14 protein-coding genes are annotated in these 24,991 nt (G+C 33.8%); 4 read left to right on the forward strand and 10 right to left on the reverse strand.

Annotated features, from left to right (window positions below; translation table 11 throughout):
* Positions 1 to 7 precede the first annotated feature (7 nt).
* The 4 genes from H0I32_RS15405 to H0I32_RS15420 form a co-directional block, all read right to left on the reverse strand.
* Positions 8 to 1,807: an endonuclease gene (locus H0I32_RS15405; RefSeq protein ID WP_179314455.1), complete on the reverse strand. Its 1,800-nt coding sequence runs from the start codon at positions 1,805 to 1,807 to the stop codon at positions 8 to 10.
* A 28-nt stretch (positions 1,808 to 1,835) separates the two neighbouring features.
* A complete protein-coding gene (locus H0I32_RS15410) occupies positions 1,836 to 3,047 on the reverse strand; it encodes an RsmB/NOP family class I SAM-dependent RNA methyltransferase (RefSeq protein WP_179314456.1) in 1,212 nt (403 codons plus the stop codon).
* 259 nt (positions 3,048 to 3,306) lie between these two features.
* Entirely contained in the window at positions 3,307 to 4,056 is a 750-nt protein-coding gene (locus H0I32_RS15415) for a C40 family peptidase (protein WP_179314457.1), read from the reverse strand.
* Positions 4,057 to 4,065: 9 nt separating this feature from the next.
* Positions 4,066 to 5,244: an acetyl-CoA C-acyltransferase gene (locus H0I32_RS15420; RefSeq protein ID WP_179314458.1), complete on the reverse strand. Its 1,179-nt coding sequence runs from the start codon at positions 5,242 to 5,244 to the stop codon at positions 4,066 to 4,068.
* A 117-nt stretch (positions 5,245 to 5,361) separates the two neighbouring features.
* Here H0I32_RS15420 and H0I32_RS15425 point away from each other — a divergent pair, with 117 nt between their 5' ends.
* The 3 genes from H0I32_RS15425 (at position 5,362) to H0I32_RS15435 (ending at position 12,040) form a co-directional block, all read left to right on the forward strand.
* A complete protein-coding gene (locus H0I32_RS15425; RefSeq protein WP_179314459.1) occupies positions 5,362 to 7,413 on the forward strand; it encodes an HD family phosphohydrolase in 2,052 nt (683 codons plus the stop codon).
* 717 nt (positions 7,414 to 8,130) lie between these two features.
* On the forward strand, positions 8,131 to 10,701 hold the full coding sequence (locus H0I32_RS15430) for a T9SS type A sorting domain-containing protein (protein WP_179314460.1): 2,571 nt from the start codon (positions 8,131 to 8,133) through the stop codon (positions 10,699 to 10,701).
* Between the two features lie 226 nt (positions 10,702 to 10,927).
* On the forward strand, positions 10,928 to 12,040 hold the full coding sequence (locus H0I32_RS15435; protein ID WP_179314461.1) for a formylglycine-generating enzyme family protein: 1,113 nt from the start codon (positions 10,928 to 10,930) through the stop codon (positions 12,038 to 12,040).
* A 105-nt stretch (positions 12,041 to 12,145) separates the two neighbouring features.
* On the opposite strand, the gene H0I32_RS15440 is transcribed toward H0I32_RS15435, so the two are convergent.
* The 6 genes from H0I32_RS15440 to H0I32_RS15465 all read right to left on the reverse strand — a co-directional run bounded on the left by H0I32_RS15440 (position 12,146) and on the right by H0I32_RS15465 (position 23,230).
* Positions 12,146 to 13,984, reverse strand: a complete 1,839-nt coding sequence (locus H0I32_RS15440) for an arylsulfatase (protein ID WP_218747084.1) — start codon at positions 13,982 to 13,984, stop codon at positions 12,146 to 12,148.
* 56 nt (positions 13,985 to 14,040) lie between these two features.
* Positions 14,041 to 15,441 (reverse strand): sulfatase, encoded by a 1,401-nt coding sequence (locus H0I32_RS15445; protein ID WP_179314462.1) that lies wholly within the window; start codon positions 15,439 to 15,441, stop codon positions 14,041 to 14,043.
* Positions 15,442 to 15,448: 7 nt separating this feature from the next.
* Entirely contained in the window at positions 15,449 to 16,999 is a 1,551-nt protein-coding gene (locus tag H0I32_RS15450) for a sulfatase family protein (protein ID WP_246293640.1), read from the reverse strand.
* A gap of 26 nt (positions 17,000 to 17,025) precedes the next feature.
* Positions 17,026 to 18,174, reverse strand: a complete 1,149-nt coding sequence (locus tag H0I32_RS15455; protein WP_179314463.1) for a putative glycoside hydrolase — start codon at positions 18,172 to 18,174, stop codon at positions 17,026 to 17,028.
* 10 nt (positions 18,175 to 18,184) lie between these two features.
* On the reverse strand, positions 18,185 to 19,921 hold the full coding sequence (locus H0I32_RS15460) for an alpha-L-fucosidase (protein WP_218747085.1): 1,737 nt from the start codon (positions 19,919 to 19,921) through the stop codon (positions 18,185 to 18,187).
* Positions 19,922 to 20,098: 177 nt separating this feature from the next.
* Entirely contained in the window at positions 20,099 to 23,230 is a 3,132-nt protein-coding gene (locus H0I32_RS15465) for a TonB-dependent receptor (protein ID WP_179314465.1), read from the reverse strand.
* A 213-nt stretch (positions 23,231 to 23,443) separates the two neighbouring features.
* Between H0I32_RS15465 and H0I32_RS15470 the strand changes: the two genes are divergently transcribed.
* A complete protein-coding gene (locus H0I32_RS15470) occupies positions 23,444 to 24,967 on the forward strand; it encodes an alpha-L-fucosidase (RefSeq protein ID WP_179314466.1) in 1,524 nt (507 codons plus the stop codon).
* Positions 24,968 to 24,991 lie beyond the last annotated feature (24 nt).

Here is a 24,991-nt window from a genome sequence, read left to right on the forward strand (position 1 = left end):
GCTTTTTTTAGTTCTTTACAAGTTTCTTCGTTATAGTAGAATTGCCTTGTGTGATTTTCACAATATAAATACCTGTTTTTAAACTTTGAACATTTAATGTACTCGTCTTAGTAATCATGTTATTAAAAACACGTTTTCCAAGAATATTAAAAATTTCAATATTGGTATTAACTTCAGATTTTAAATTTACCGTTAAGTTATCTTTTACCGGGTTAGGGTACAGATTTACTATTTCTAAGGTGTTTTGTTCAACACCTAATGCAGAATAGCATGTGTATGATAAATCATCAAAAGCAACTCTATTTCCAGTACCACTATTATTGTTAATAATTACAGATACATTACCTTCAATATTAATATTTGAAATTGTAACCGTTTGTTCTGTATCCGTGTAAGAAATAGTTCCTACTGAATTTCCATTAACGTTTACATTAAAAGTTCCATCAGATCCAGAAAATACACGTTTAGTTGTTACGGTTAAAGAACCAATTCCACCTGTAGTTGAAGGAAGGGTTAAAACTCCATTTCTTACAGTAATTGCAGCAGAAGGATTAATAATTTGTTGATCTGATCTGGCATCTGTAGCACTCCAACTTCCTCCATTGTCACCTGTCCAGTCTATATTTGAATAAGAACTAATTGAAGTATCTAAGTTTTCAAAAGTTTCAGCTAAACAATCTTCACCACTAACACTTCCATTATTAGTTGTAGTTTCGCAATCTTCATTGCTAAAACCAGATATATTATTTGCTGCATCTTTAGCTTTAACAGTAAAACAGTAATTAGTATCAGGCGTTAATCCTGATGCTGTAGCAGTTGTACTAGCGGAGTTAAAACTATAAGTCCCATCAATATAAACATCATAAGATGTTACAGCGATATTGTCTGTAGATGCTGTCCAAGTTAGAGTAATACTATAATCTGTAGAGTTAGAAGCGACTAAATTTAATGGATTAGTAGGAGCTTCTGTATCTGTCGTTGGATTCCATATAAGGTTAACATATTCTGGATGATCTACAAACGGATTAGCATTACCTTGGTAATTATAAGCAGCATTATTTCGTTCTATTTCTACTTGATCTACAGGATCTACATTATAATGCCAATCTAATAACATGGTAATAGCCCAATCAGAAAGTGCTTGGTTTTCAGTTCCATTAAACATAGCAAAACCACCATAGTTATCCATATTATCTTCGTAACGTGTGGCAAAATAAAGTATTGCTCTAGCGATATCTCCTTTAAATTCGTCTATAGGTTCAAAAACAGTTCCTGAATATCCAGAAACATTACTAGATCCTTGTTTCGACCCGTTTAAAGAGGTCCAATCAGCAGATCCTACTGTTCCGAAAGGAAGATTTCCTCGTTTTCCGTTAGCATAGCCATCACTAGGAATAACGTGATGTATGTCATTTTTCATTGGAGAAGCACTTCCAAAAGCAGATTGCGGTACTAAATGCTCACGATTGTAACAAGAGCCTTCTTGTGTGTAATTACCACATTGATTAGAACCTTGTTGATATCCATACGCGTCAGTTCCGTTAGGATTTTCAGTATAAAATAATAAAACAGATCCGTCATTTTCATAGCCACCATCTTGTACATTATCTACATGAGTCGTTTCATATCCAAAATATAATGATCCATATCCTTGATCAGAATGACCATCAGTAACAATGGTTTTCAATGCTGTTTTTAGATCATAACCTGTTAAACCTTCTGCATCATCATAATAGTTAGATGGAATTTGAGCAAACCCAATGTAGGAGATTAGTAAAGTTATGCTTAGTAAGTAAAAGTTTTTCATTCGAGATTTTTGTTTAAAAATGATTTGGTTATTTTCTTTCTAACAAAGCCATGTAAAATCCATCATATCCAGACTTATAGGCTAAAACTTTTTTGTCTTTTACAAAAGTAAAATCTTGTCCTGCTTCAGATTTTAAGAATTTATCAACTTGTTTCTGATTTTCAGAAGGTAAAACAGAACATGTTGCGTAAACCATTTTACCACCAGATTTTACCATTTTAGAATATTGTTCTAAAACCTCTTGTTGTATTTTTTTGATATTTTCAATAAATTCGGGTTGTAATTTCCATTTAGCATCAGGGTTTCTTCTTAAAACACCTAATCCAGAACATGGCGCATCAATTAACAAACGATCAGCTTTGCCATGAAGTTTTTTAATTGGTTTAGTAGAGTCAATAACCTTCATTTCAATATTATGAACACCATTTCTACGAGCTCTAATTTTTAGTTTTTTCAATTTACTTTCGTAAATATCCATTGCTATTAATTGCCCTTTGTTTTCCATAAGTGAGGCTAAGTGTAAAGTTTTACCACCTGCACCAGCACAAACATCTACAACCTTCATCCCTGGTTTTACGTCTAAATATTCTGCAACAAGTTGAGAAGAAGCATCTTGTACTTCAAACCATCCGTCTTTAAAAGCTTCAGTAACAAAAACGTTAGCACGCTCTTTAAGTTTTAATGCTGAAGGATGATCTGGTAACAAATCAGTTTCAATACTCTCAGATTCTAACTTTAATTGTAAATCTTGCTTGTTAGTCTTTAAAGTGTTAACTCTAAGAATCACCTCTGCTTGTTCGTTTTGTTTAGCAATTTCTTTTGTCCATTCTGCTTCACCTAATTCTGAAACTCCTAATTCATCAATCCAATCCGGAATAGATTCTTTGAATTTTCTTGTTTTAGATAATTCATCAAAACGACCTTTGATTTTTCTTGAAGGTGTATCTGCAAAGTATTTCCAATCAGGTAATTTTATTCCTTTTAGTGTTGCCCAAACCGCAAAAATTCTCCAAAGGTTATCTCTATCATATGGCCCTTTAACATCAGCTATTTCTGCATATAATCTTTGGTAGCGAACGATAGTGTAAACCGTTTCTGCAACAAAACCTCTGTCTCTGCTTCCCCAACGTTTATCGCGTCTTAGTAATTGTTGTATTACTTTATCAGCATATTCACCTTCATTAAAAATAAGGTGTAATCCGTCAATCACTGCAAAGCATAAATTTCTATGTAATCTCATAATAAGTATTCTTGTTTAGTCTTTATTTACAGTTTTTTATTTGTAAAAAAAGAACGTGCAAAGGTAAGGGAAAAGTTTAAAGTTGTAAGGTTTTATTCAAAAGTGTTACCTTATCTATATCGTTGAAGTTAGAGTAGGTGCTTTTTTTGAGGTAAAGTGTTATTTTTTAGTGTAGTAATTACGTTATTTAAAGTTGAAAATTGTAAATAAAAAGAATTAAAGTAAAGACAATTATAGTCGCGTTTTTTAGCTATTATTTTTAAATAATCTTTTTAATAACTCTTAGTTTGTGTGTATGTGCATTTTTGTCAATATTATAAATACCACTGTGGTCTAAACGATCAATTCTTACTTTTCCGTGTGCATGAATAATATAATTGTCTTCCATTATAATGCCAACATGTGTAATATCTCCTTCTGCATTATCAAAAAAGGCTAAATCTCCAGGCTCACTTTCTTCAATAAAACTTAAAGCTTCACCTTGTTTAGCTTGTTCTGAAGCATCTCTTAGAATTTTGTAACCATTCAATTTATAAACCATTTGGGTAAACCCAGAGCAGTCAATACCAAAAGGTGTTTTACCTCCCCATAGATAAGGAGCATTCAAATATAAAAATGATGATTTTACAATGTTTTCTTTAGCACTTTTAGAGGTTAAAGCAATGCCGTCGAAATGATGATTCAATATATCTATACCGTTTAACTCAGATCCAACAGGAATAGGGTAGAGGTTATCAGTATCATCAGATACAAACTCGATTAAATCTTTAGAAAGGTTAATTTCAGATTTAGACAAATCATTATAATGAGCTTCTTCAATTTCTAAATATTGCTTATTATCAATCCACCCTTCGTATTTATCGTACGCAAAACGAATACGGCTCCATTTTTTGCGTTGTTCTAACACTTTAAAATAATCGCCATACAAAGCCTGCGTTACCATTTCACTGGTATCGCTAGGTTCAATTCTAATAGGTACAATTCCAAGATTGCAAATGCCGTATTGCATAGGGGTTTGTTAAGCGCGTTCTAAAATCATTGCAGAAGCACCTCCACCACCATTACAAATAGCAGCTGCTCCTAGTTTTGCATTATTTTGATGTAATACGTTAATTAAAGTCACTAAGATTCTAGCCCCAGAACAACCTAAGGGATGACCCAAAGAAACCGCTCCTCCGTTTACATTAACGTTATTATCATTCAATCCTAAAATTTTCATATTGGCTAAACCTACGATAGAAAATGCTTCGTTAAATTCAAAGAAATCAATAGCGTTTATATCCAGATTAGCTTTTGCTAATGCTTTAGGTAAAGCCTTTGCAGGTGCTGTAGTAAACCAATTAGGTTCTTGTGCAGCATCGGCATATCCTTTTATTGTTGCTAAAGGTGTTAATCCTAATTCTTCAGCTTTTTCTCTGATCATAATGACTAATGCAGCAGCACCATCATTAATTGTAGATGCGTTAGCGGCAGTAACTGTTCCGTCTTTAGTAAAAGCAGGACGTAAAGCCGGAATTTTATCCATTTTTACATTGGTGTATTCTTCATCTGTATCCACAATTACAGGTTCTCCACGACGTTGTGGTACTTCAACTGCAATCACTTCATCTTTAAATTTACCAGCTTCCCAAGCGGCTTTAGAACGTTCATAAGATTGAACAGCAAAAGCATCTTGATCTTCTCTAGAAAATTCATATTTAGTAGCACAAGCATCTGCACTTACACCCATGGCATTGTTATCATAAGCATCTACTAAACCATCTTTTTGCATACCATCTTCTAATGTAGCAGGTCCAAATTTAGTAGCTGATCTTGCATGGTAATAATGCGGAATCAAACTCATGTTTTCCATACCACCGGCAACAACAATTTCTGCATCTCCTAATTGAATAGCCTGTGCAGCTTGCATTACGGCTTTCATTCCCGATGCACATACTTTATTTACAGTAGAACAAGGTACTGAATTTGGTATTCCAGCATAAATTGCAGCTTGTCTAGCTGGTGCTTGTCCGTTACCGGCTTGTACAACATTTCCCATAATAACTTCATCAACCAATTCTGGTTTTAGGTTAATTTTGTCTAAAGCTCCTTTAATAGCAGCAGCTCCTAATTTTGTTGCTGGTACTGTAGATAAGCTTCCCAAAAAACTTCCAATTGGAGTTCTTACTGCTGAAACGATAACGACATCTTTGTTCATAAATATAATATGTTTGATTGTTGTTTGTTGCGAAATTAAACATTTTTTGAGAGATTTGAGAATGTATTATTGATATTAGCCTTCTAAAATTTTAATATTTATTACATTTGATTGTATATGAATGTATTCTATAATAAGTGGTATAAAAACCATGCTCTGGTCTATAAGGTTTTGTTGTTTATTGTAACAACATTGTTTATTGTGTACCTGTTTCCTAAAACAGGAAAATTTAGATATTCTTTTGAAAAAGGAAAACCGTGGCAATCGGAAAATCTATATTCTCCTTTTAATTTTGCGATTAAAAAATCTAAAAAAGAGATTGAAAAAGAGGAGATAGAAATTAAAAGCGGAAGTCTTGTTTATTTTGAATTAAATAAAGAGGTTGAAGATGAAGTGCTATCTGAATATCTGACAAGGTTTAATCAGGTGTTTAAAGACTCTACTGATTTTAATATTGAAAATTTAGAATTATATAAAAAAGGACAATCGATAATTAAAAACCTTTATAGCAAAGGTATATTAGATTCTGATTATGATTATGAAGATGACAGAGCTGTAAAGTTAGCGACAGCTAACAAGGTTGAAAAAGAGGTTCAATATGGAACTTTATTTGAGCTTAGTAATTTAAGACTTCGCGTAGAAGCAGATATGGGAAATTCGATTCCTATAAATGCTAAGAAACGAATGATATCTGTGTTTTTTGATGTTATAAAACCCAATATTAAGCTTAATGAAATTTTAACTAAAAAAGCATTAGAAGAAGAACTCTCTAAGCTGTCTTTAACTAGAGGACGTGTTGAAAAAGATCAGCTAATTATTTCAAAAGGGCAAGTGATTGAAGAGGCTCAATATGATATTTTAAGCTCTTTAAAATCTGAATATGAGTCTCAAGTTTGGAATACTGCAAACTATAATTGGGTACTTATAGCATATACACTATTGGTTGCATTAACACTTTTAATGTTGTTGTTATTTTTAAGTAAGTATAGAAAGGAAGTGTTTTTAAATAATACTAAAGTCACGTTTATCTTTTTCAATATTGCTTTAATGATTTTAATTACTTCGTTAGTAGTTAATGTGAATTCTCAATTTATTTATGTGGTTCCTTTGTGTATTTTACCACTGCTTTTAAAAGCGTTTTTCGATGCAAGATTAGGTTTGTTTACACATGTTCTTACCGTATTACTTTTAGGATTTGTAGTACCAAATAGTTATGAGTATATGTTTCTTCAAATTATAGCTGGTATGGTAACTATATTAACTGTGTCTGAATTATATAAAAGAGCAAATTTATTTATTTCTGTAGGACAGATAACATTTATTTATATTATTGCTTATTTCGCGTTTTTTGTAATTCACGAAGGACAACTTACAGGGCTTAAACTAGAAACTTTTGGGTTGTTTATATTATGCGGTTTGGCAACATTATTTGTTCAACCATTGATATATATATATGAAAAAATATTTGGATTAGTGTCCGATGTGTCACTTTTAGAGCTTTCGGATACCAATACAAAATTATTAAAAGAATTATCTAACAGAGCTCCTGGTACATTTCACCATTCACTTAATGTAGCTAATTTGGCAGAAGCATCAGCAAACGAAATTGGTGCAAATGCCATGCTGATTAGAGTAGGGGCACTTTACCATGATATTGGAAAAATGAATAATCCAACTTATTTTACAGAAAATCAGAGTAACGGAATTAATCCACACGATGAATTATCGAGTAGAGAAAGTGCGCAAATAATTATTGATCATACTATAAATGGTATTGAAATTGCTAAGAAATATAATTTACCAGATCGTGTTATTGATTTTATTAGAACGCATCATGGAACTAGTGTTGTCTATTATTTTTACATGAAAGAGAAAGCGGTAAATGAAAATGTAGATATAAATGATTTTATGTATCCTGGTCCAACACCTTTTAGTAAAGAAACAGCAATACTAATGATGTGTGATAGCTTAGAAGCAGCGTCTAAAAGTTTAAAAGAACCTACAACGACAAAGCTTAATGAGTTTGTTGAGAATATAATAAATAAGCAAATGGAAAGTGGACAGTTTTTAAATGCAGATATCACTTTTAAAGAGATTCAGTCAATTAAAAAGGTACTGAAATCTAAGTTAGCAAATATTTACCACTTAAGGATTGAGTATCCGGAATAGTGGAGTTTTTGTCATTTAAAAAGTAAAACCCGTTCTAATTTATAATTATAACGGGTTTTTATGCAAAAGATAATAGAGTAAAATTATCTCATGATTAATTTTAAAACTATTTTAAGATGGATGATTTAATTCTTTTTTTTAAAATAATATTTCTTTCTGTACTTTTTTTATACAAGTTCTTAGCAATAATTTCATTATTATCAGTTAAACGATGGTTCTTATTGTTTGGGTTTAAGATATATTAAAGTTTATGCTCTATTATTTTTTTTTAAGAATAAGAAATCCCTTTGTTTCATATTGTTCTAAGCCCCTTTTTTTAGTAAATTTAAAATCGTGAATACAGACTCTATAGTAATAACGATTAAAAGTTGTAAAAGATTTATAATTGTAATAATTAAGACTTAAAAGGTTAGATTCTCTCCGATACCACAAGTCGTTTATAGTTTTTTGTTATGACTTGTATGTTATTTTAAACTTAGTTACTCCACTTTTACACAGTAAAGTATGCTTTTGAGCGAATTAAGGAAGATAAAATCATTTTATATCCTTAAATTTGTTACTAATTACTTTATTTTTGCCGCTTTAACCATTTATTACTTAGCCCCTTAGCCCCTTAGCCCCTTAGCCCCTTAGCCCCTTAGCCCCTTAGCCCCTTAACCCCTTAATCTATTTTATTCCTTACCCACTTTTACCCCTTAACCTAAATCTCCTTATCTTATGAAGAAACAATTCCGATTCCTTATACTTTTAGCTTTTTTTAGCTTTAGTAGTTTGCAATTACATGCACAAAACGGAACTTTTACTGAAAACTCAGGCACAATAGCTACAAATAGCCTTTGGGCTAATATTGAAAACTGGGTCATGGATCCTGTTACATCATTAGCACCTGCAACAGGTATAGCAACCATTACAACTAATGCTGACTTAGGTGTTGGTTCTTTTAATGTTGGTGAAATCATAATTGACGGTACAGCAGTAACCATTTCTAATGGTACTTTAACAATAGAAGGTACGACTGCCTCAAGTACTAACCCTAATGCTATTGGTAACAATGCTAACAATGCAACCACGATTTTTGATTGTGATGTAATTTTCGATTCGGGTAAGCGAATTAGAAATTCTGACTCAGGTACAATTACTTTTGCTGCTGGAAAGACCGTCACCTTCGGAACAAATGACATAAATTTAAATAATTTGTCCAATACGAATCCTATAGAATTTCAAGGAATACTAACAGGTAGTGGTACTATTGGATTAAAAGGAATAATAGTTTTAGGAAGTAATTCTGATTTTACAGGCTTTACAGGAACTTTCAAATTCACTGGTAATAGCAATGCATTATTAATTGTAAACGGCCAAAATACTATTGAAGGCTCAATTGTGAGTGATACAAATGGGACAGCTGAAGTCTTATTCAACGTTAATCAAGACAGTATGGATGATCTTTCAGTAGAAACATCATTAGCTTTAGATTTTGACCCAACAGTAACGCTAGTGCAGTTTTCTGGCATCGGTACAATGACAGGTGTTATTAATTTAAAAAATTATACCTCAGGAGTGCTTAAAATAGGGACAACAGCTACAACGGTGACTCAAGCTATATTAGACACTTGGCTTATTGACGGTGTAGAACCTGCTAATGGTACAATTGTACAAGACACCGATGGTTCTATTATAATTCCCGCATATACGTCAACAACAGATACTGGGATTAATTGGGAGGATAACACCTCTTGGCTAGAAAATATTGCTCCTACTACAGCCACTGATAATGTTTTTATACAAGGAAGTTTAATTATTAATTCAGACGTTACTGTAAACAATTTTAGCATTTTATCTGGTGGTGCAGTAACTGTCGATCCTGGAAAATCTCTTACGGTAAATGGAAATGCCGCTACAAATGATAACCTTTTTGCCGAGTCTAATGCTACTAGTTTTAGTAGTTTAATTTTTAATGGCACTGAAACTGGCGAAATTGGTTATAATAGATGGGTGCATAAAACTCCAGTTAACGACCTAATTTCTTCTCCTGTATCTGAAAATTTTGGAGATATTGAATCTAGCCTTCTTGCTAACCCTAGTGATGCTACCCAAAGAGCATTTGGCCCTTTTGATAATGTAACAGGTTTATACGTAAATTGGGATACTACAAATAATGGCACTACTGTTTTAGAGCCAGGAAAAGGGTATAGAGCAGCAAGAGATGTTGCTGATGGTACCATTTTATTTCAAGCAGAACCATTTTCACACGAAGCGAATGTAACTATAGCTATTACAGATGCGAGTGCTACAAGTACGGGTAATTACGAAAGATGGAACTTAATAGGAAATCCTTTTCCTTCTTATTTAGAATTTAATACTTTTTTTACGGCGAACTCATCTCAGTTTGATACAGGAGCTTTTCAAGCCATATATGGTTATGACGGTGATGCTTCTGATGGTTGGATAGTATGGAATAATTTAAATGGAGAAAAATTAACTCCAGGTCAAGGTTTCTTTGTTAGAAGTAAAACAGGTGGTGGAACTGTAACTTTTACACCAGAAATGCGAACAATTGGCAGTTCAGATGATTTTATTGCAGGTAGATCATCAACACCTAATCATGTGCTATCTGAATTATTTTTAGCTAATGACTCTTCTACTTATACTACAAGAATTTACTTTGTAGAGAATCAAACTAGAGGTTTAGATCCAGGTTATGATGCAGGTGCTTATGCAGGTTCTGCTAATGGAATTTATACTAACCTTGTAGAAAACAATGTAGGCATTGAGTTAGCAATACAAGCTTTACCATATAACGATTTTAACGATGAGGTTGTGCCTCTAGGTGTTGTTAGTGATGCAGCTACACAATTAACTATAGGTTTAAATGCAACAATTACTACTATTCCTTCAACGGTTAATATTTATTTAGAAGATAATGTAACCAATACATGGACATTATTAAACACTAATAATTATGTATTTACACCATCTACAACATTAAATGGAACGGGACGTTTCTATGTTCATTTCTCTTCTATGGCATTATCGATAGATGATAATATGTTTAACGGTATAAATATCTATACAGAGCAAGCATCAAAAACAGTGGTTGTTGAAGGTCTATTAAATGCGGATACAACAGCTGTAATTTATGATATGCAAGGTAGATTGGTATTACAGAAGGCTTTAAATACGGCTAATACGACTAACGTTTTTAATGTTAGTGCTTTAAAAACAGGTGTTTATATTGTTGAATTAAAAAGTGAAGCTCAAAAAAGAACTCAAAAAATTATGATTAATTAAAGTATAGAACATTGTTCTATTTTATAAAGTTCATTATTCTAAATTGATTAATAGTAGAAAAACCGTTATATTTTTTAAATATTGCGTTTTTTTATCCTAAACATTAATAAAAAACTTGTAATAGTATGGCTTTAAATTAGTTTATTTACAAGAGGAATACTATAACAGATTAACTACTAATTTAAACACTGTTAAAAACAATACTCTAAATAAATATTAAAACAACATGTATCATCAACACTTAACAAAACAATGGGCTTATTTAGCTTTCGTTGTATTACTATTTTTATCAGTGAGTAGCTGTAAAAATCAAGACCAGAAACAAGTCAGTGAACCTGAAGTTGAAGCTGAACAAATCTCTAAAATTGAAGCACCTGATGGGATGGTTTGGGTGGAAACAAAAACCTTTTTACAAGGCGCAAAAGAATCTGACAATTATGCTATGCCAAGAGAAAAGCCCGCGCATTGGGTTACTGTAGATGGTTTTTTTATAGATGTTACTGAAGTTACCAACAAGCAGTTTAAAACATTTGTTGCCGCTACAAACTATTTGACTATTGCAGAACGCGCGATTGATTGGGAAGAAATGAAAAAAGAATTGCCTCCTAACACATCAAAGCCTCACGATTCTATTCTGCAACCAGGCAGTTTAATTTTTAATAAAGATGTCAATGCGGTTGTAAACATGGAAAATTACGGACAATGGTGGACATGGAAAACAGGAGCCGATTGGAAACATCCTGATGGTCCAGAATCTACTATTGAAGGTAAAGATGATTATCCTGTAGTCCATATAGCTTATCAAGATGCTTTAGCGTATTGTGAATGGGCGAATCGCCGTTTACCAACTGAAGCAGAGTGGGAGTCTGCTGCTCAAGGAAAAAACACAAATACCATATTTACATGGGGAAATGATGCAGCGAAATTAGATGCTAATGCTAATACTTGGCAAGGTGTATTTCCTACAAGTAATGACTCTCAGGACGGTTTTGAATTTATTTCACCTGTAAAATCATATCCTCCAAATAGTATTGGGTTATATGATATGGCAGGAAATGTTTGGGAAATAACGAGTGATTTCTTTAGTGTAAAATATTATAGTGAATTAGACACTTCTAAACCTATTGTAAACCCAAAAGGAGCGGATACGCATTTTAACCCTAATAATCCATATCAAGTAGAACATGTGATGAAAGGTGGGTCTTTTTTATGTAATGCTTCTTATTGTTCAAGTTATAGGATTTCAGCAAAAATGGGTGTTTCTGTAGATTCTGGATCCGATCATATGGGCTTTAGAACAGTGGCTACACCAAGTATGTTAACGACTGAAAAATTATAAAGCTTTTGTTATATATAACAAAAAAAAGGGAAAGTCAACTTTCCCTTTTTTTTATGCTATAAAACGATGTGTAATACTTTATAAGTATTACAATTTCTAAAATGGTTAGTCTATCATAGAGAATTCTTTTGATACTCGAGTCACTCTCATATAAAAAGCGCCCCAATCTTCACCTTTCTCAGTTGTAAACCAAGCACTCATATCGGTTTCTCCTTTAGTAAAGTTGCCTTTAAAGGTTAATGCTTTAGCATCTTTTGTTACAGCCGTAGTTTGTTCCCAAGCACCAATTTTCACGCCACCAGATTTGAAGTTCATTGTTCTACCTTCAGCAATAGCTTCTGTAGAAATAGTACCTTCTTTTCCTGCTACAGCAGCATTAATGGCTAGGTCAGATTCAAAAGGCCATCTGCTTAATTCAATAGTATACGTTCCAGACTGCTCAAATGCTACTGTAAATTCACCACCTATTGGATTCTTTTGTGCTTCTCTAATATAATTCTGATTCCATGGAATTTTAGAATCATGTACATGCGTATCATGACAAGTTAATTCTATAGGATTTTGATTATCGGAACCTAAAATAATGATCGGGAACTGATTAAATTCCGTAGAAACAGAACTCCACCATTCGTTATAGTAACCTCTCATTTTTTTAACTTCTTCTGGAAACTGGGCTGCTAAGTCGTTTTCTTGCCCTGGGTCTTTAGAAATGTCATACAATTCTGTACCATTCACTAATCGCATTTTGTCTGACATCACAGCACTTTTTCTCCATTTAATAGGACTTTGTACACGTTGAGAATCGGTGATTAGATAGTCTCTACCAATGGTTTCTTTGTCGCCTAAAAGCAATGAAGAAATATCAGAACCATCAATTTCCTTCTGTCTTTCAGGTAATTCTAAATCACATAACGTTGCTAAAGTTGGTAAAATATCTAAATGCGCTGTTAAGTCAGTTACATCTTTACCTCCATTAATATTCTTTTCAGGGTATGATATGAAAAATGGAACTCTGTGTCCACCTTCATACTCACTGTTCTTATGACCTTTCATTCCTGCATTAAAACCATATAATTTACCATCTACTTTTTTATATCCAGAAGCCGTTCCGTTATCCGTCATAAAGATCAAAATTGTATTGTCTTCGATATTTAATTCTTTCAGTTTCTTTTGAAGCTTTGCAAAATTGTCATCTACATTGGTAATCATTCCATAAAATATTTTTTGAAACTCTGGAATGTCTAAATCTTTGTATTTGTTATAGTATTCTTCTGGAACATTATAAGGCAAGTGTGGTGCATTTGTAGAGATGTACGTAAAAAATGGTTTGTCTTTATTTTCTTCAATATATTTAATAGCCTCATCAAACCATACATCTGTACAATAGCCTTCGTATTTTGTTGGTACTCCATTTTTGAAATAAGTATCATCAAAATAATCGTTATCCCAATAATCTGGTGTTTGTCCAACACCACCACCACCATGCGTAATGGTATAATCAAAACCTTTGTCTTGAGGTCTAGAAGGGTAGGTATCTCCTAAATGCCACTTACCAAACATCGCTGTTTCGTAACCATTTTCTTTAAACACTTCTGCCATAGTAACCTCATCTTGTCTTAAAATAGAAACGCCACCAATGGTGTGCCATACACCAACTCTATTGGCATAACGTCCAGTCATTAATCCAGATCTTGAAGGTGCACACGTTGGACCAACATGAAAATCTGTTAACCGCACCGATTCATCATGAAATTGATCTAAAGCCGGAGTTTCTACTAAGGTGTTGCCATGAGCACCTAAATCTCCATAACCTTGGTCGTCTGTAATGATAACAATAACATTAGGTTGTTTTGTTTTTTTAGTTGTTACTGTTTTTGTTGCTTGAGAAGTACATGAAAAGGCAAGCCCCATAAGTACAATTAATGCAATTATTTGTTTATTCATTTTTATTCTAAGTTTTAAAATTAGATAATGTCTATTTAAACGAAATTGTTTTTAATCTATTTAGGCAATTCTTTTTTCCAATCTTTCCATAGTTTTTTCAATTCTATTACGATCTGTTTTTGATTTTCTGCTATATTGTTTTTCTCCTTCGGATCTTTAGCAATATTGTAGAGTTCATCTCTATCCATTTTCTCATTAAATAAGAGTTTCCAATCTCCTTTTCTAACCGCACCTTGTGCCCAATGATTGGTGTTTTCTCTTGTAAAGCGCCATTCCCAAAATAAGGGTTTTGTTCTTTTAAAGCTCGTGTTTTCTAAAATAGATTGTATGTTTTCACCATCCACATTATAATCTTCAGTTAATTCTGTTTGTGCTAAGCTTGCAAAGGTTGGTAATAAATCTACGGTAGATAGTACACTAGTAGAATCCACTTTATTTTCTTGAACATGATTTTTCCATTTCACAATAAAAGGTACCACGACGCCTCCTTCAAAAATATCTACTTTTCTACCTTTTAAACCTGCGGTTGAACCTGCTTCTTTAGAAGGACCCCATCCTGCAGGACCGTTATCACTAGAAAAAATAATTAATGTATTTTCATCTAATCCCATATTTGATATGGAGTCTAATAAACGTCCTACATGATAATCTGCATCCTTTAAAACCGCATAATAGGTTTCTTTACTTGGTGATAACCCTTTAAAAGGTGCACGTTGTGCTTCTGAAGGCCATAAAGGTGTGTGTGGATCTTTTAACCAGAGGTTTACAAACATAGGTTGCTTTCCTTTATTTCTTTTTATAAAATCAATCGTTTCATTTACAGCAAGTTTACTAGAACTTTGTACCCATAAGGTATCGTTATCCATATATCTTGTTGTAGGCCATTTTTGATCACCTTTCCATGTAGGTCCATTTCCGTTCCAAACTCTAGTTTCATCATAACCATACACTTTTGGTTCTGGTGCAGAAGGATCTCCATGAGGTTCGCCTCCACCTCCTAAATGCCATTTACCAAAATGCGCTGTTTTATAGCCTGCTTTTTGCATGGTTCTAGGTAGATATACAGGTAAGGAGTCGGTTAAATAATTGGGCATGTTACGTTTTGCATTCATTTCATTTCCTGCAAAATGTCCATGAACACGATGCCTTGCTGGATAATGCCCCGTTATTACCGAAGATCTACTAGGAGAACAAACGCCACTTGTGACATGAAACTGTGTAAATCGTGTACCTTCAGAAGCCATTTTATCTAGGTTAGGAGTGACCACTTCGGTGCTTCCATACACTCCTAAATCTCCAAAACCCCAATCATCTGCAAAAATGAAAATGATGTTTGGCCTAGTGTCTTCTTTCTCCACTTCAGCTGCTTTCTCTACTACAGCTTCTTTTTTAGTGTTATTACAAGAAAACATAACACTTACAACTATTCCTAATGTGATGTATTTTAATGGAATCATTCTCATTTTAATTTTTAAACGTTTCTTTTTTCTGTTCTTTACGTAATTCTGCTGCTAACTCCTTAACTTTCTCAGGAAATTGACTTGCTAAATTTGTGGTTTGACCAATATCATCTTTAAGATTGAAGAGCTGCACAGTATCCTTATCCTTTTTAAAACGTTGCCCTTCTTCAAACCATTTTGGAATTCTAGCGTGATAACCATCTTTATTATTGATATACAGCCAATCTCCTTTTCTAACGGCATATTTGGATGTAAATGTATTATGAATAATATTCGCTCTTACAACATTGTTATTTTCTTCTAGCCACAACTTAGAAAAATTATAACTATCGTGTTGAAAGCCTTTTGGTAAATCGCTATTTGTAATAGTGGCTAGCGTATTTAGAATATCTATTTGACTAAATAACTGAGAACTTGTAGTCCCTGGTTTTATTTTGTGTGGCCATTTTACAATAAACGGCACATGGTGGCCTCCTTCATAAACGTCTCTTTTTACACCTCTAAAAGGGTGGGAACTATCGTGATTGTAGTTTTTAATGCGATCGTAGGCATAACGCTCTGAGCCATTGTCTGAAGTAAAAATAACGATGGTATCTTCGTCTGCATTTATAGCTTTTAAAGCAGCTAATACTTGTCCGATAGCATCATCTGTTTCATACACCCAATCTCCATAAGGACCCGCTTTACTTTTGCCTATAAATTCTTCATTCGGAATTATAGGTGCATGTGGAGACGGAAACGGGAGGTACAAAAAGAAAGGTTTATCTGCTTTTTCTTGATTTTTTATAAAAGTTACTGCCAAGCTTGTTATTGTAGGTAAAACGTTATAAAAATCCCAATCCTTAACTGCTGGTCCTGGTCGTAATTCCCAATTACCTTCTAAAGGCATATCTTCTCTTGGAAGTTTTAAGGTTTCTATAGGAGCTTCTGTGACCTTATCATTTTTAATCCATGTATAAGGAGGGAAATTAATAGTACCATCTCCAAAATAGGAGTCAAAACCTATAGACAAAGGGCCATTAGGAATACTTTTAGTCCAATCATAAGCCTGTGCTGGCCAGATTTCTAATTCCTTTTTTCCACGTATGACTGTTTCTTTTTGTGTAAAGTCTTTTTTTCTGATGGCTTCCCAATTCCAACCCAAGTGCCATTTACCAATTGCAGCCGTATGGTACCCGTTCTCTTTAAGGATTTTAGGTAAAGTCACCTGATTTTCTTTAAAAACAGATTCTCCCATAGAGTGTACAATATCATTGAAATCTCTCCAATGATAACGACCAGATAATAAGGCGTACCGACTTGGGGTACAAACCCCCGAAGAACTATGCGCATCTGTCATGAGCAGCCCTTCTCTAGCGAGTTGATCTAAATTAGGTGTTGGGATTTTAGATTGTGGATTTTGAATCGCCAAATCACCATACCCCATATCATCGGCGTAAAATATAATGATGTTGGGCTTATCAGACTTTACTGTTAGGTTAGTTGGTTTTGTTTGTTGATGACAAGCTGTTAAACACATCAGTATGAAAACATAACAGTAGGTACTAATCTTCATGGTTTTTTTACTTTATTTATGGTTTTTCATGCTTTCCAATCAATGGTAGCTTTCTTGTTTTCTAAATCGACCCAAACACGGGCATGTTCATAATCTCGTGTTAAAATCCATGCATTGACTTGCATCTCGTTTAAAGGCTTCCCTAATGGTTTATCAAATTCTGGATACCATAAAAGTGATCCCATACTTAAGCGATACCCCCAATTATAGATAATATACGAATGTTTTTGTGCACCAGCTAAAAAAGAAGCCAACGCAAAAGTTAGGTGTTCTTTAGAAATTTCCGCTTTTTCTTTATCAGATTTAGCCATAAACCCTTTGTTTACCCATGCATTTTCTGGCCAAGTCTTAAACACTACAATTTTTCCGCTCTTACCTGCTTTTTCCATCTCTTGAATATCTTGAAGCATACTCTCTTTCGTTTTGCTATTAAAATATCCAAAATGCTCAATCATAATGGCATCTGTAGAATCTGGAAAATCATTACCACTATTTCTAACAGGTGTTGAACGTATACCGTTATAAACGATTAATTTTTCTTCACCAATTTTAGCTCTAGTTTCTTTAATTAAATCTTTTAAGCCTTGTTGTATCGCATCAAATTTTTCAGTTCCCCATAAGCGTTTATTACCTGGATTTGTAACCTGAACCAAGGCATCAAAGAAAACACCATCAATGTTATCATTCTTTAAATTGTCTAACGCAATATCAGACCACCAATCTCTAAGCTCTGGATTTGATAAATCATAGCGCTTTAATTTACCATCTTTTAAATCTAAATCTCCTGTTTTTGTTTTAAGCCACCAATCTGATTTTGTTTGATAATCTTCATGCGCTTTATACATATTATAATCTAAAAAGGCATTCCAATAGAATACCACTTTCATGTCTGGATTTAAATCTTTTAACACTTTTGCATCAGCTGCAATAGCTTCTTCTGAATATTTGTATTTTGGAAAACCATGTGCCTTTTCTAATACTGTGAAGTTAGAATGAGAGGCTACAAATTTTGCTTCAGATTTTGTTAAAAGGTTTCCTTTTTTACCAAAATGAAAAGCCACAGGAACTTTGTCCCAACTAAACTTTGGATAATGCTTATCGCTTTGTGAAAAGGCTGCTTGTAATAGAAACAAACTGACTAAAAATAAACTTTTATGCAAAAAGGTTAACTTCATGATGCTTACATTATTTTATTGGTAAAATTTTAATAGATTTTAGACTCGATGTTTGCGCATCACCCTCAACCAAAGACGTTTTTATTATATGATTACCTGCCGTTTTAAATTCTAAAATTCCCATTCTGCGATAGGCATACTTATCGGTTGCTGCTTGCTGGTTTTGAATTTTTATACCTTCATCTGTTGTTGTTTTCCAAACCAATCGTCCTTCTCCTTTATATTCTAAATCTAGATAATAATAACCTGGTTCTTGAACATTAACTTCCCAACAAACCATGCCGTCTTCTTCCCAATTGCTTACTTGATTGGCGTGTTTCCATTCTCCAAATTTTTCCATCCAACGCACGTTTTTTTGTTCTGCGCCTTCAGTTTCTCCAAATTCGGTTAATAATCTGGTCGGCACATTTGGATAGATGCCTAAGTTTGTTTCTACAATAGGTTCTGCGTCTTTAAGCTTAACTTCAATTACAGATATTAACTCGTCTGGTGCTTTATAAGGCACATCGATAACTAACCAATCTTTAGCCTTAGAAAATTTAAGCGGACTGCTTTTTTTTCCATCTAAGAGTGAAATGCTTTTTACTTTAGACTTCAATCCAGGTAAGTATAATTTACCATCCGTTGGCCATTCACTTACAGACAAATAAAGAGATTTATCATTTGTGGTGACATCTCCCCAAGGTAATGCAAAACCCCAAGGCGAACTGCCTGCATCATAAATGACTTGTGGATATTTTTGTATCCAACGACCAGATTCTTGTAAAAACTCAATCCCTATATTTGGAATAGCACCATTGCTATCCGGACCAACATTAAATAAATACGTACCTCCTCTAGCGACGGTTTCAATAACGCGACCAAGGATTTTCTTAGGACTTTTAAAATTATTATCATACCAAGCATATGACCAAGAATCGTTATTGGTGTCTGCGGTTTCCCAAAGGCCTTCAACATTTCTAGTTGGCACTTCCATATCTCCGATACTCGCATAGTCTCCCATACCATAACCCACTCTACTACACATCATAGCATTTGGTTGTAACTCTCTCACCATATCGGCTAATTCTACAACGTATTCTTTTGGCATATCTCCAGGAGTATCAAACCATACGAAATCTATATCACCATAATTGGTACAGATTTCTCTAACTTGAGGTTTACACTTATTATAGAAGTAATCTTTAAAATCCATTTTGTTGCCTTGCGCGTCAACTTCGGGACCTCTAGTACCACCTGGTGCTGTCCAGTCTTGATTATGAGAATAATAAAACCCGAATCCAAGTCCTAATTCCTTACATGCCGCAGACAACTCGTGCATGGGATCTCTACCAAATGGTGTGGCATCGACAATATTAAAGTCACTTGCTTCCGAATCAAACATGGCGAACCCTTCATGATGCTTACTAGTAATGATAATATATTTCATCCCTGCATCTTTTGCCAATTGCGCAATTTTTTTTGCATCGAATTTAGTAGGGTTAAACGTTTTTGCCGTTTCCATATAGTCTTCTGGAGAGATATCGGCCACACGTTTACTCATTAGCCATTCTCCAATGCCGTAATAAGTTTTATCTTCCCATACTCCACCTAGGTTTGAAAATAAACCCCAATGAATAAACATGCCGTAGTTGCCTTCATCGAACAACTTTGCTTTTCCACTTTTTAAGGCATCACCAGTAACACTAGTTTCACCCCACATTTCTTCCATTCCTTTTTTATCCTTCTCTTGAGAATTTATGTCCAAAACACTAATTAAGATTAGTAAAACGGAAACTATAAAACATCTATTCTTTAACATATACGTACTATTATTAATTTTAAAACTTTTAGAAGTCTTTTCCAGACTTTCAATATTTATGGCATTGATATAGTCTTGAGAGTCATTTATATTTATCAACCTAATGATCCTCAAAAATTATTATTAAAACTTATATCTCATCGTTAATTTCCAAATAGGATTTCTACTATAGTAAGCTGAAAAATTTCGAGTATCACCTCCTTGAAACCTGCGAATATCCTCACCTGTAAGGTTAGATACGCCTGCACTAAGTTGTAATTTTTTATTTAATAAACTCTTTCTAAGGGTAATCCCAAGGGTTGTGCTTCCTTCAGTATAGTGTGGTTCATCTGCACGTGTATTTCCACCGATAGCGCCTAAATTACTCAGGTAATCACCTCTATAAGCAGCCGTAAACCTTAAAGAAAAACCAGATCGCTCATAATACAAAGTTCCATTAGCATTATGCTTAGCTGTACCAGGAAAACCATCAGCTTGCTCCCCTAAATCTCCATCAAATTCACTCTCTACGTAAGAATAATTAGCTTTTATACCAAAATCTTTTGCAAAACCAGGTAAAAAAGAAAGGTGTTGATTAAGGCCCACTTCAAAACCATAAATTCGGCCATCTGTAATGTTTATTGGTGTGGTTATATCAAATAACAAACCAGTCAAATCATCAGTACCACCTGTGCCATCAGGTAATGCTATCCCTAATAATTCTTCTCCTGGATATGTTTGATCTGGTGTTACTGCTTTTACTATATAATTTTTAAGATCTTTATAAAAAGCACTAAAAATAAAAGCACCTCCGTTATTAGTATAAAACTCTAAAGTAGTATCATACATCCACGCTGTATAAGGTTTTAAGTCAGGGTTACCAGAAACAATAGTTCCTCTTAATCCCGAATTAGCTAAGTCTGCTGCATCTGCAGGATCAATATTGGTTAGAAAAGTAATCTCATTGTTTGGAATTAGATCAACAAACTTTGGTCTTGAAACTCCTCTATAAGCACTTAATCTTAACTTCACATTTCTTTTTAATGAGAAATTAGCATTAAAGCTAGGTAATACGTCCCATCTTGAAGTTTCTACTTCATAGTAAAAATTCTCTGTTGAAAACTCCTCAATATCATCACCAGTATCTGCATCTTCAAATGTTACTCCACTAAATCCTCTTGATTTATTTTGTGTTCTTACAGCTCTAACTCCAAAATTAAAACTTACAGGTAGCTTAAAAAGCGCTGTCTTAACGTCCATTTGTGTATAAAAATCGGTACTAGATTCATTCGCACCATAAGATCTTCTAGCATCAAAACCTAAATTATTTTCTTCTGCCTCTACGTCTTTTAAATCTATATCAAAATCAAAAATACTTCCTCCATCGATGTCAGCATACCCTGGTAATAAATCTAGTACTGCTTGCCCAGGGACTTTAACCCATCCGTTTTCCAAACCAGCAACATTGCCTTCATTAAAACCTACGCCTGTAATCTCCCCTAAAAGATCACTGTAAGCGCCACTTTCATTTAGTTCCGCAACAATACCTCCATACAGACCACTTAATTGATCACTATCAGTATGTGAGGAAGTTGTTTGTCTAGCTTCAAAATCAGTTACCGCATATCTAGTTCCAAAAGTTATTTTTGATTTTTTATCTAACTCATATTCAAAATCAAATTTTGTAGCATAATTATACCCTTTAGTTTTAATAAGTCTGCGTGAAACTCTATTAAGGTCGAAAGAAGCTGGATCAAAAGCCTCTGCGGGTAATCCATAACTAGGAAGTTCCCCTCTCAAATCAATATCCAAACTTGTTTGATCATATCCTCCGTTACGTCCTTGAACTGTGTGAGTTATTTGTGTTAAATTTTGAAAAAAATCTAAATCTGAATACGAAATATCTGAAATGATTTTTAATTTATTTATTGGTGTAATTGTTGTATTTAAACCAACTATATTATTGGTTGACTCATTATCATAAAATTGATTTGCATTCGTAATGGTAGTCCTAGCATTGTCCTCTGAAGAAGGACTTATGTACGTTAATATATTTCCATTAAAATCAAGATCTCCTTCATCAAAAATATGGTTTCCTCCTAACAATTGAGTAGCTCCTGTGCTACCCAAACCTATCTGAAATTGCTGTCTATCCGAATTAGCTTCTACAGTGGTTCGGGTATAGTCTAATACCATATCTATTTCTTCTATTGGTCTCCATTGTATAGCTGCAGATGTTGCAAAACGCACTTCATTTTTTCTTAACAATGAATTATTAATGGTTCTTCCCACAATTACATCAGAATACTCTGTCCCATTTTCATCCGTAAGATTTATACCCTGTGTAATTCCTCTTAAAGAAGTTTCATCTTTTATATTGTCTTCATCAGCATAAATAACTGATACAGCAATACCCAGTTTATCATTTATTTTCGTTCCATAAACACCTGAAAACCTTTGACCAAAATCAAGTTCATCAATTGGTGTATTAGATGCGCCTCTTAGATTTATACTGGCAAAATAATTCTTCTTTCTATATCTTGCGTCTAACGGTCTTATAGTTTGAAAATCTACAGAACCTCCAATATTCGTTGTAACTTCTTTAGCTTGAGCTGTCTTATGAATTCTTGCTCCTGAAATAATTTCGGTAGGGATAACATTTAAATTAAACTTTCTAAAATCAGACTTGCCTTCATTACCTGCAGATAAAGGTGTACGACCATTCACTGTTACACCAACAAATTGTGGCCCTATACCTCTAATAGAAACTCTATCTCCAGACACCCCATCAACATCTCTTTCTATTTGTACTCCTGCAACTCTTTGCAAAGCATCTGCTGCGTTGGTGTCTGAAAAATCCCCAATATCTTCTGGCGTAATAGCTTCTATTACAGTAGCAGCATCTCTTTTAGCTCTTACTTCAGCTAAATGCGAAGCACGTATTCCTACATTAATAACGACTTCATTTAAAGACTCAGCGTCAGCTAACATCTGAACATTGATAATAGTTTTTCCTGTTGTAGAATATTCTACAGACTTAAAACCTAAATAGTAAAACTCTAATACAGCATCAACATTCTTTAGTAGGATAGTATATTCTCCCTCCATATTAGTCGTCGCACCATTTTTAGTGCCTTTTTCTATAATACTTGCTCCTGGTAAAGGGATATTATTTTCATCTGTAACTTTACCTGTAATAATTTGTTCTTGAGCAAAACCAATAAAGCATTGGAGCAGAATCAAAAACAATAAGCTTTTAGTTTTATTTTTTTTCATGACATGATGAGTTAGTTTGTGTGATTACAAATATGTATCAAATAAGATAAATCAGCTTGCTCAGTTCCTTTTAAAATTTTCTCATTTCCACCACCCCCTTTAATACTATGGGATCTCGGTGCATATGAATTTTTACAGCAAAAAAATGACGGAATAGAGAAGCGTTACTAAATTAGTAAATGGTTACTTTGTGTACCTGATAAATAATAACGTATGTTCATAAAGAAACGCGCTACCCTTCTTTTTTTTCTACTAAGTACTTGCTTTGTTTTTAGTCAAACGAAGCAGGCAAAAAAAACAATTGATGCCAACTGGGAGGCAATGGCAGAAAACTACAAAACGCCAAAATGGTTCCAAGATGGTAAAATTGGTGTTTGGATGCATTGGGGAATTCCGTCTTCAATAGACGAAAACAGAGTTGAAGATGGATCACACTACGGAAGACGAATGTATGGTGATGAAGATTATGATGCTAGGAATGAACCAGACAGACTTAGAACGGTAAAATTAACGCAATGGCATACGGAACACTATGGGCCTCCTTCAGAATTTGGTTACGAAAAATTTATAGCAGACTTTAAAGCTGAAAATTTTGATGCCGATAAGATTGTACAGTTTGTTAAAGCTTCTGGAGCGCGTTTTATAATGCCTGTGGCCACACATCACGATAATTTTGATATGTATGATTCCTTCTTTCCGTGGAATTCAGTTAAAATGGGCCCAAAGAAAGATATCCTAAGAGAATGGAAAGATGCCGCTTACAAACATGATTTAAAATTTGGAGTATCTACACACTTATATTGGTCGCCTCGCTTTTTTAGAACGGCTCGGAAATTTCAAAAAGAAGGCACACCAGAATGGGAATTCTTTAATATGGATTATGACACTAAAGAATTCGCGAGTCAAGATAGTTGGAACGAACATTGGTACAAGCGGTCTTGGGATTTAATAGAAAAATATGATCCAGATATGTTTAATAACGATTCTCCTTATCCGTCTATAAAAACCGGAAAAGGATTGGGTGTTAAACTATTTTCAGAGTATTTAAATAGAGATTTAAAAGAGAATAATGGCAAACAAACCACTGTTTTATCTTTTAAAAACGCAAAAGAGAACAAAGCTGCATTTACTTATAACTTAGAGCGAGGGATGTTTGGGGAACAACAAGAGCATCCATGGATATGGGCAACCGATTTATCTGGAAGCTGGTTTTACAGAAAAGATGCTTTCACTAAAATGTCATTAGATGTTTTAATTGGTAATGCTATTGATGCCATTAGTAAAAATGGTATTGTAATGATTAATTTGGCGCTAAAAGGCGATGGTACGATTCCTGAAAATCAAATAAAAATGTTAAGCGACTTTGGTGCCTTTGTAAAAATGAATCAAGACGGTATTTACAATACTAGACCTTGGAAAACTTTTGGGGAAGGTCCTTTAGAAATTGTGACAAAACGCGCTGGTGAGAATTTAAAGGAATTCTCAGAAAAAGACATTCGTTTTACCACAAAAGATGGAAATCTCTACGCTTTTCTATTAGCACCACCAACAGAAGATATTTTGATTAAGGTGTTAAAGCAAGATGGGCTTTTACAAAAAAATATAAAAGAGATACAGTTGTTAGGTAGCGATGAAATCATCAGATGGAACCGAAACAAAGATGGTTTGGCTATTACATATGATTTTAAAAACATCCCAAATCAATCTGCTATTTGTTTTAAAATAATTACAGAATAGTTGAAAATACAATTAAATTAACTA

Source organism: Winogradskyella sp. HaHa_3_26 (assembly GCF_019278425.1).
GTDB classification, from domain to species: domain Bacteria; phylum Bacteroidota; class Bacteroidia; order Flavobacteriales; family Flavobacteriaceae; genus Winogradskyella; species Winogradskyella undariae.

Coding starts and splice junctions, on each gene's coding strand:
- H0I32_RS15465 (WP_179314465.1), bottom strand. CDS start 23,230: ATGAAAAAAAATAAAACTAAAAGCTTATTGTTTTTGATTCTGCTCCAA.
- H0I32_RS15435 (WP_179314461.1), top strand. CDS start 10,928: ATGTATCATCAACACTTAACAAAACAATGGGCTTATTTAGCTTTCGTT.
- H0I32_RS15470 (WP_179314466.1), top strand. CDS start 23,444: ATGTTCATAAAGAAACGCGCTACCCTTCTTTTTTTTCTACTAAGTACT.
- H0I32_RS15430 (WP_179314460.1), top strand. CDS start 8,131: ATGAAGAAACAATTCCGATTCCTTATACTTTTAGCTTTTTTTAGCTTT.
- H0I32_RS15425 (WP_179314459.1), top strand. CDS start 5,362: ATGAATGTATTCTATAATAAGTGGTATAAAAACCATGCTCTGGTCTAT.
- H0I32_RS15455 (WP_179314463.1), bottom strand. CDS start 18,174: ATGAAGTTAACCTTTTTGCATAAAAGTTTATTTTTAGTCAGTTTGTTT.
- H0I32_RS15420 (WP_179314458.1), bottom strand. CDS start 5,244: ATGAACAAAGATGTCGTTATCGTTTCAGCAGTAAGAACTCCAATTGGA.
- H0I32_RS15440 (WP_218747084.1), bottom strand. CDS start 13,984: ATGAATAAACAAATAATTGCATTAATTGTACTTATGGGGCTTGCCTTT.
- H0I32_RS15415 (WP_179314457.1), bottom strand. CDS start 4,056: ATGCAATACGGCATTTGCAATCTTGGAATTGTACCTATTAGAATTGAA.
- H0I32_RS15410 (WP_179314456.1), bottom strand. CDS start 3,047: ATGAGATTACATAGAAATTTATGCTTTGCAGTGATTGACGGATTACAC.
- H0I32_RS15445 (WP_179314462.1), bottom strand. CDS start 15,441: ATGATTCCATTAAAATACATCACATTAGGAATAGTTGTAAGTGTTATG.
- H0I32_RS15405 (WP_179314455.1), bottom strand. CDS start 1,807: ATGAAAAACTTTTACTTACTAAGCATAACTTTACTAATCTCCTACATT.
- H0I32_RS15450 (WP_246293640.1), bottom strand. CDS start 16,999: ATGAAGATTAGTACCTACTGTTATGTTTTCATACTGATGTGTTTAACA.